General features: G+C 60.0%; 7 protein-coding genes and 2 pseudogenes. 4 read left to right on the top strand and 5 right to left on the bottom strand.

Annotated elements, in window-relative coordinates; genetic code table 11:
- Window positions 1-456: NAD(P)-binding domain-containing protein (locus tag G485_RS0116820; RefSeq protein WP_027093481.1), on the bottom strand; the 456-nt coding region annotated here is incomplete at its 3' end.
- 105 nt (window positions 457-561) lie between these two features.
- On the bottom strand, window positions 562-2,055 hold the full coding sequence (gene zwf, locus G485_RS0116815) for a glucose-6-phosphate dehydrogenase (RefSeq protein ID WP_027093480.1): 1,494 nt from the start codon (window positions 2,053-2,055) through the stop codon (window positions 562-564).
- A gap of 240 nt (window positions 2,056-2,295) precedes the next feature.
- Between zwf and G485_RS31360 the strand changes: the two are divergent.
- The 4 genes and pseudogenes from G485_RS31360 to G485_RS0116800 all read left to right on the top strand — a co-directional run.
- Window positions 2,296-3,120 (top strand): annotated as a pseudogene (locus tag G485_RS31360) (helix-turn-helix transcriptional regulator); the annotation flags it as partial.
- A gap of 261 nt (window positions 3,121-3,381) precedes the next feature.
- Window positions 3,382-3,750: pseudogene (locus G485_RS31010) on the top strand (iron chelate uptake ABC transporter family permease subunit); the annotation flags it as partial.
- Between the two features lie 45 nt (window positions 3,751-3,795).
- Window positions 3,796-4,554 (top strand): alpha/beta hydrolase, encoded by a 759-nt coding sequence (locus G485_RS0116805; RefSeq protein ID WP_051318358.1) that lies wholly within the window; start codon window positions 3,796-3,798, stop codon window positions 4,552-4,554.
- A complete protein-coding gene (locus tag G485_RS0116800) occupies window positions 4,544-5,431 on the top strand; it encodes an alpha/beta hydrolase (protein WP_027093478.1) in 888 nt (295 codons plus the stop codon). Before G485_RS0116805 ends, G485_RS0116800 begins: the two co-directional genes overlap by 11 nt.
- Here G485_RS0116800 and G485_RS0116795 read toward each other — a convergent pair.
- The 3 genes from G485_RS0116795 to fsa all read right to left on the bottom strand — a co-directional run bounded on the left by G485_RS0116795 (window position 5,418) and on the right by fsa (window position 8,029).
- The gene (locus G485_RS0116795) at window positions 5,418-5,924 is read right to left on the bottom strand and encodes a L,D-transpeptidase (RefSeq protein ID WP_051318357.1); all 507 of its coding nucleotides are present in this window, start codon (window positions 5,922-5,924) and stop codon (window positions 5,418-5,420) included. The genes G485_RS0116800 and G485_RS0116795 overlap by 14 nt on opposite strands.
- Before the next feature lie 488 nt (window positions 5,925-6,412).
- Window positions 6,413-7,357 (bottom strand): NAD(P)/FAD-dependent oxidoreductase, encoded by a 945-nt coding sequence (locus G485_RS0116790; protein WP_027093476.1) that lies wholly within the window; start codon window positions 7,355-7,357, stop codon window positions 6,413-6,415.
- Between the two features lie 21 nt (window positions 7,358-7,378).
- A complete protein-coding gene (fsa, locus tag G485_RS0116785; RefSeq protein WP_027093475.1) occupies window positions 7,379-8,029 on the bottom strand; it encodes a fructose-6-phosphate aldolase in 651 nt (216 codons plus the stop codon).
- Window positions 8,030-8,191 lie beyond the last annotated feature (162 nt).

Raw genomic sequence — 8,191 nt, 5'->3', positions numbered from 1 at the left:
CGCGGTGTCGCGGAAAACCGGCTCGACGATCGCCCACGCTTCCGGATCGCCGCCGACCATGTAGCAGGCGCCGTGGCGGGCGCCTTCCATGCCGCCGGAAGTGCCGGCGTCGAGGAAGTGGATGCCCGATTTCTTGAGCTGCTCGTAGCGGCGGATCGACTCTTTGTAGTGGGAGTTGCCGGCTTCGATGACGATATCGCCTTTGCTCAGCAGCGGGGTCACTTCGTCCAGAACGGAGTCGACGACGGCGTGGGGAACCATAATCCAGAGCACTCGCGGGGAAGCGAGCGATTGAACGAGCTCCTTGAGGCTGGTGGTGCCTTTGGCGCCGAGCGCCTTGACGGATGCGACCGCATCGGCGTTCAGGTCGAACGCGACGACGTCGTGCTTGTGATCCATCAGATTTTGCGCGAGATTAAAACCCATTTTACCGAGACCGATCAGACCGATTTGCATGATGTGATTACTCCTCCAATTTCGCCCGCTTCAGCCGCGGACGATTTCTCTATTTTTAGTTTAAAATGGTTCCTCTCTTCAGGGCGAAGGGGACGGCTTCCGTCATCAAGCTTGTCCGACCAGTTCCCGCGTCTTCGGATCGAGCCACCATTGGAAGCCGTCTTCCTTCAGCAGCCGGTCCGAAGCTTCCGGGCCGTTCGAGCCCGCCGGATAAGAATGAAGCGGCAGCAGGTTCTCCTCGAACGCTTCGAGCACGGGCTGCACCCATTGCCAGGCAAGCTCGACTTCGTTCCAGTGGGCGAAGAAAGTGGAATCTCCTTGCAGCGCATCGTGAATGAGCCGCTCGTAAGCTTCCGGGAGTTCCGACTGCTCGGTGGCGAAATCCATCTCGATCGTTTCGATCTTGCCGTCGTTGCGCGGGTTTTTGCCGTTGAACCGGAAGGACACCCGCTCGTTCGGGTTAATCTCGATGACGAGCAAGTTCGGCGCGGTCTTCTCGCCGCGCGACGCGTACAGGTCGGCCGTCGGGTTTTTGAACTCGACGACGATGCGGGTCGACTTCTCCGCCATCCGTTTGCCGGTGCGAATGTAGAAGGGAACGCCCTGCCACATCGGATCGTCGATCCACAGGCGCGCGGCGACGAACGTGTCGTTGCGGGAGTCCGGCTGAATTCCCGGCTCTTCCAAATACCCCGCCAGCGGCTTGCCGCCCAGCGAGCCTTTTGCGTATTGGCCGCGAACGACATGGCGGGCGACCTCGGACTTGGCGACCGGACGGAGCTTCTCGATGATCTTCCGCTTCTCCGCACGGATCTCCTTGGCCGTAATCCGGCCCGGCTGGCGCATCGCCGTCATCATGAGCACCTGCAGCATATGGTTCTGGAACATGTCGCGAATCGCGCCGGAATGGTCGTAATAGGCCGCGCGTTCCTCGACGCCGACCGTCTCGCTGGCTGTAATTTGCACGTTCGCGATGTGCTGGTTGTTCCAGATCGCCTGGATGACCGGGTTGGCGAGCACGAGCGTCTCGAGATTCTGAACCATCGTCTTGCCGAGATAGTGGTCGATGCGGAAAATTTCGTCTTCCTCGAACGCCTTGGAGAGCTTGGCGTTCAATTCGCGGGCGCTGGCCAGGTCGTGGCCGAACGGCTTCTCGATGATGAGCCGCTTCCAGCCCTTGGTCGAGCCGAGTCCGCTTTCTTTAATATTTAACGCAATGACGTCGAAAAATTCCGGCGCCACCGACAGATAGAACAGCCGGTTGTCGGGGGCGTTCAATTCGGCCTCGCGGGCTTGCACGAGCTCCAGCAGCTTGGCGTAATCTTCCGGGTTCGTTACGTTCAGAGGATGATAGCGGAACGCGGACAGGAATTCGCATAGCTTGCTCCCTTCCTGCACCGGGCGTCTCGAAAATTGCTTGAGCGACTGCTCGACGCTGCTTTGGAACGAGGCGTCCGGAATTTCCCTTCGGCCCAATCCGACAACCGTAAACGATTGAGGGAGTTTGCCGTCCAGATAAAGGTTGTAAAGCGCAGGGTAAATCTTCCGTTTGGCCAAGTCGCCAGTGGCGCCAAACAGAACAAAAGTCATGGCTTCCATCGTATGATTTTCCTCCTACTCCACTCCGATGACGGACGCGATCGTCCTTCTCTCTTTAATCCGCCGCATGGTACAACAGAGCCCATCTTACACCTGCTCAGGGGGTTCGTCAACTGCTCTGTGTCGAAATTTGCGGAATCCGGAGGCGGTAAGGCCTAGATCTATCGACGGATTATTGTCACTGAGAATGATTATCAATTATACTCGAAATAAGAGAGCTGACAAGACGGGGGATGGAACGTGAACGAAGCCAATACCGACGCAGCCGGCTTGCTGCCGGATGATCCGAACGAATGGACGCTCCGGCTTCGGTCGGCGGAACGCATACGGGAGGCGAGCCGGGAACGGTTGAACCAGCGGCTCGGAAGGTCTCACGCCCTGATCGTCGTAACGGAAGGGAGAGTCCGGCTCGCGCTGGAGCGGCGGCAGACGGAGCTGAACCAAGGCTCGGTCTATTGGTGCGCGCCGGAGACGACATTCGGCTTCGAAGCGTGCGACAGCGCGTTCGAGCTGTATTTGTTCCATTTCGATGTTTACCGGCTACGGCAAGCCGAAGACGGAGTCGACGCATCGGCCGAACGGGTTCGAAGCGTTCCTCCGGGACGAAGGCTCTTCGCGGCCGCTTCCGACCGGCTGCCGGCGCTATGCGCCGACATTTGGCGCCATTGGGAGGGGAACGAGCGGATGGGCATCTTCCGGAGCCAGCTTGATTTCCAGGAACTGATGTACGATCTGCTGTCCGGCCTTCTCCCGAACCCGGACAATTCGTCCGAAGGGCTGGAGGTCGCCCTGCAGTATATGGAAGAACACTACGCCGAACCGTGGACGATCGAACGGCTGGCGCGGGTAGCCGGGGTAAGCCCCAAGTACTTCGTCGATCTGTTCAAGAAAAGGTACGGCGTCAGCGCCATGGAGCGTTTGACGGCGATCCGGCTGAGCCGGGCGAAACAACTGATGGAGCAACCCGCGTTGAAGCTTCGGGACATTGCCCATCGGGTCGGCTACGCCGACGAGTTTTATTTCAGCCGCAAGTTCAAGAAGGAGATCGGCGTCTCCCCGACCGATTATCGCAAGAGACGGCGCCTCAGGCTGGCAGCATACAGCCAGGAGCTGCTCGGCATGCTGCTTCCGCTGAACGTTCTTCCGTTCGCGGCGCCTCTTCACCCGAAATGGACGGCCTACTATTACCGCGTGCTTCGAGACGACATCCCGGTCCATCTGAACGCCAACCGCTACCGGAGATCGTGGCGGGCGGACGCGGAGCTGCTGCGGGAAGCGTCCGTCGATTTGATTCTGGCGCCCGACAACCTGGACGGCGAGGAGCGCAGGGCGTTGGATGCCCTTGACCTGCTCCAACTGGACGAAGTCAGCGTGCGGGGCTTGGGCGTTCGCGCGGACCGGGAGAGGCGAATTCAACTGCTGTGCTGCGTCGGCCTCGTGAGCGCTTGCGTCTCCGTCTCAGGCAGCATCGGCTTCGTCGGACTTATCGCGCCGCACATCGCAAGAAGGCTGACCGGCGTTCATTATCCCTACATCGTGCCGGTCAGCGGGGCCGTCGGCATGACGCTGGTTGTCGTCTGCGATCTGATCGGCAAGACGGTGTTCGCGCCGGCCGAGCTGCCGGTCGGCATCGTCGTGTCCATCGTCGGGGTTCCTTATTTCATCTCATTGCTCTATCGTTCGCGAAGAAAATAAGCGCTCCGCCGTTCGCGTCGGAAGCCGGGAGGAGAGGCTCGCTTCATGGAGGGAATGAAACGCAAGGCGGCGGTAAACGGACGGGTATTGCACGTCTATTTGCCGCCTTCTTATTCGGGGAGCGGCCGCAGCTACCCGGTCGTCTACTTGCACGACGGGGGCGAAGCGGCTTTTGACGGCATTAATTATTTAGAGTATTTATTTCACGAAGGGCGGCTGCCGGAGCTGATCTTCGTCGGCATCGAGCCGCGCAATCGGTTGGACGAATATACGCCTTGGCCGTCTTCGCCGCTCGTTCCGGGCAAGCCGGAGTTCGGGGGCGCCGGCGATCGTTACCTGGAGGAGGTGGCGCTGCGGATCAAGCCGTTCATCGACCGCGAATGCCGGACGCTGCCGGACAGGGAGCATACGGGGCTCGCGGGCTGTTCGCTGGGCGGCCTGATCTCGCTGCGGGCCTATTATCGTTATTCGGACATTTTCGGCAAAATCGCGCTGATCTCCGCTTCGCTCTGGTATGAGGGCGTCCCCGATTACGTGCGCCGGGAGCCGATCCCGAAGGAAGAGACGCGCCTGTTCCTGTCCGTGGGGGCGTTGGAGGGCCGTTACAATCGGAACGTTCAGCGGGACATGGCCGATCGGACGAGGCTCGTCCATTCGGCGCTGCTCGAGCGGGGGGTCCCCGGCGACCGGCTGAAGCTGGAGATCGCCGCGGAAGGTACGCACGATCCGATGTTTTTCGCCCGGAAATTCACGGACGCCTTGCAATGGCTGTTCGCGGGGGAGGCCGACGGATATGCGCGGTGAGTGGGAAGCCTTCTCGATATCCGGCGCGTCGCAGCGGAGATGGATTCGTCCGGACGGCCGAATGCACCGGATCATGTTATGGAAGCCGGAAGGGGCGCCGTCCGAGGCCGGTTACCCCGTCCTCTACGTGCTGGACGCCAATGCGGTGTTCGGCACGGTGGCGGAAGCGGTCCGCTTGCAGACGCGGGGACCGCATCGGCTCGCCGACGGGGCGGCGGTCGTCGGCATCGGATACGAGACGAACGGGCCGTTCGACGTGGAACGGCGCTTTTACGATTATACCGTCCGCGCGGAAGCGGAAGAGCTGCCGCCACGCAAGGACGGGACCCCATGGCCGGCGACGGGCGGGGCGGACGAATTCCTGGATTTTCTGGAAAACGAGCTGAAGCCCGCGATCGAGCGGGAGGTGCCGATCGACCGCAGCCGCCAAACGTTGATCGGTCATTCTTTGGGCGGTCTCCTCGCGCTGCGCGCGCTGTTTTCCGGGCGCGGAACCTATCGGTTCTACGCGGCGGGAAGTCCGTCCATCTGGTGGAAAAACCGCTGGATTGCCGCCGAGGCGCGGCGATGGGCGGAACAAGCGTCGGCCCCACGCCCCTTGGATGCGGGGGGTTCGACGAGGGCGGTCCGTTCTTCCGAAGCGAACGGCCGGGCGCGGGAGGCGGACGTTCGCCTGCTCCTGGCCGTCGGCGGACGGGAGAAGCCGCATATGGTGGAAGACGCCCGTCATCTGTACGAGCGGCTAACCGCGGAGGCCCTTCCGGGTCTGCAAGTCGAGTACTGCCTCTACCCGGAAGAAAGCCACCTCTCGGTGTTGCTTCCGTTCATCGCGAAGGCGGTTCGGTCCGCCTTGGAGCCGCCAGCTACTTCCGAATAAGCACGGGCGTATCGACCTTCACCTGGTCGTACAGCCAGTGTACGGACTTGTTGTGCATGCGGATGCAGCCGGCGGAGACGTACTTGCCGATCGACTTCTCGTTGTTGGTCCCGTGGATTCCGTAGGCATACGAGACCTGGCCGTTTTTGAGCGTCACTTTGAGCCCGAGCCAGCGGTCGCCCAGCGGATTTTTGGGGTCGCCGCCTTTAATTTTCTCTTTATAGTACGGGCGGTTTTTGACTTTCTCGCGAATCGTGAACAAGCCCTCCGGCGTGTAGGAGGGCTTCTTGCCGGTCGCCACGTCGAACGATTTGACCAATTTGCCCTTCTGGTAGAAGTAGAGCTTGTTGCTGGATTTGTCGATGACGATAAATTGCGCGTAATCGACATATTTCTTGTCCAAGGAGGTCGATTCCGCGCCTGCCGCATAGGTGGGGATGGCGAACAACAGCGCAACCACGGCGATCGCGGCGACCCAAAAACGTCTAAACATGGATGATAACACCTCCGGTGATTCCCATATATATGCAATGGGCGGAGGAGAATGAATGAGGACGGGGTGAAAATCGGGCATTCGACGGAGGGCGACAAGAGCCGCGGGCATCCTCCTTTCCGGAAGTGTCAAGCCCGTCACCCTCTATCTGCACCGTTAGGAGCCCACGTTGGAAGAAGAGACCGGCCGAGTCGTACGGGCTGCTAACGAATCGTATGATTCTTATGAGCGTCGAAAAGCCTGTTTGCCGACCTTAACGAACTACAGCAACGTTATTGGAAGAAAAAAACGATGGAATGTCGGTCTACGACGGGAATAGCGGCGCTGGAGTTCGTTAAGATTGCAAAACACGTGATTTTGACCAAATAAGGTTTTCTGGATTCGTTAGGCATCGGTCTTACGGAGACGATTCGGCAAAATTCCGAATCGATAAAAAAGCCCAATCGCCAAAGCGATTGAGCTTTTACTTAACCCTACATAACCCATCCTTAAAGGGCGACGGCCTCTTCCACGACCAAGGAATCCAAATATCGCTCGCAGTCGACGGCGGCCATGCAGCCGCTGCCGATTGCACTCGTAATCTGTCCGTAACGCGGGTCTTGAACGTCGCCGCAAGCGAAGACGCCGGGGATGCCCGTCTCGGTCGTGCCCGGCTTCACGAGCAGGTAGCCGCGTTCGTTCGTAGGAAGTTGGCCCTCCAGGAAGCCGGTGTTCGGCCGGGTTCCGATAGCCACGTACAGGCGGCGGCCTTCGATCACTTCTTCCGAGCCGGTCTCGTGGTTCATCACCTTCAGCCCGGTTACGCCATGCTCGTCGGCCAGCACTTCGATCGGCGTCCGGTTCAGCGCCCACTTGATTTTGCCGTACTGCCTTGCGCGCTCTTGCATGCCCTTGGAGGCGCGAAGCTCGTTGCGGCGGTGCACGATCGTCACCTCGGAGGCGTACCGCGTCAAGTAGATGGCTTCTTCAAGCGCCGAATCCCCGCCGCCTACGACGATGGCTTTTTTGCCGGTGGAGAAATAGCCGCTGCAAGTCGCGCAAATGCTGACCCCACGCCCGAAGTTCGCCTCTTCGCCGGGAATGCCGAGCAGCTTGAAGGAGGCGCCGGTTGCGATGACGACCGATTCGGCCTCCACCGTCCCGTAGCCCTGGATGTCGATCGCGTACGGACGCTTCGACAGATCCACCCGCTGCACGTTGCCGATCCGAATCCGGGCGCCGAACTGTTCCGCCTGCTTGGCCATATTGTCCAGCAAGGTGGGACCGTCCACGCCGGCCGGGAAGCCGGGGTAAGAATCGACCTCCATCGTGGTAATCAAATATTTGCTTGGCTCGAAGCCCTTGATGACCAGAGGCTCCAGATTGGCCCGCGCCAGATGAATGGCCGCGGACAAACCGGCGGGACCTCCGCCGATGACGACCGCTTTATACATGTAAACCGCCTACTTTGCGAATTAGTTGTTGGTCGGGACTTTCTCCCAGTCCTTCAGGAAGCGCTCGATGCCGATGTCGGTCAGCGGATGCTTCCACAGGGAAGGAAGGAGAGAGCCGGGAATGGTGGCGATGTCCGCGCCGGCGATGGCCGCTTGCTCCACATGGGCAATGTTGCGGACGCTGGCCGTAATAATTTCCGTTTTTAAGCCGTAGTTGCTGAGAATGGTCTTCAGATCCCGGATCAGCTTCAAGCCGTCGACGCCGATGTCGTCGAGCCGTCCGACGAACGGGCTGATGTAGGTGGCGCCGGCTTTCGCGGCCATCAGGCCTTGCGCGGCGGAGAACACCAGCGTAACGTTCGTTTTGATGCCTTCTTGCGCCAGAATGTGCGTAGCTTCCAGACCGGCTTCGGTGAGCGGCAGCTTGATGACGACGTTCGGCGCCCAGGTGGCGAGCTCATGCGCTTCCTTCACCATCTCCTCGACGGTCAGGCCGATGACCTCCGCGCTGACCGGTCCCGAGACGATGCTGCAAATTTCTTGAATGATCGCTTTGAACGGGCGGCCTTCCTTGGCGATGATGGAAGGATTCGTCGTAACTCCGTCTACCAGTCCGAGGCGGTTGATCCGTTTGATCTCCTCAATGTTGCCCGTATCCAGGAAAAATTTCATGTCGTTAACCTCCAGTAAAATTTGGGATGATAGGGGAAGGATGCTCGTTTTGCCGCGTTTAAGCGGTCGTTACGGCTTCCTTCTTCTCGACGGCGTGGCCGCCGAACTCGTTGCGCAGGGCGGCGACGACTTTGCCCGTGAACGTGTCGTTCTCGAGCGAAC

This window comes from Cohnella thermotolerans DSM 17683 (assembly GCF_000429825.1).
Classification (GTDB): Bacteria; Bacillota; Bacilli; order Paenibacillales; family Paenibacillaceae; genus Cohnella; species Cohnella thermotolerans.
Note: the sequence above shows the minus strand (reverse complement) of the source record. Positions and strands in the feature narration are given on the sequence as shown.